This window comes from Pseudomonas sp. AC463, from assembly GCF_979253585.1.
Genome location: NZ_CEEDDZ010000533.1, coordinates 1 through 278, shown reverse-complemented (window position 1 = coordinate 278; position 278 = coordinate 1). Strand labels below are relative to the sequence as shown.

The 278-nt window shown below is 62.6% G+C and carries 1 protein-coding gene; it reads right to left on the bottom strand.

The genetic code is table 11. The features are described 5' to 3' along the window. Nucleotides 1–278: Sir2 family NAD-dependent protein deacetylase (locus AC0IYH_RS31280; RefSeq protein WP_471838098.1), on the bottom strand; the 278-nt coding region annotated here is incomplete at both ends.

The window sequence follows — 278 nt, the reverse complement described above, 5'->3', positions numbered from 1 at the left end:
AGCTTGCGCTGGTGCCGACGCTGATCACCAGATCGAACCCTTTCTCCAACTGCGTATACAGACGACCGACGGCCTCCTCCGGCAGCATCTCACCGAAAAGCGTCACCGGCGGGCGCAGCACACCACCGCAACTGCCGCACAGAGGCGGCAACGGTTGTTGCAGATGCTTGACGAGTCCCTCGTCCACGCCGCCACAACTCTGGCAATGCAGCGGCGCCAACTCACCGTGAATTTCGATCAGTCGATCTGCCGGACTGCCAGCCAGGCGGTGGTAACCG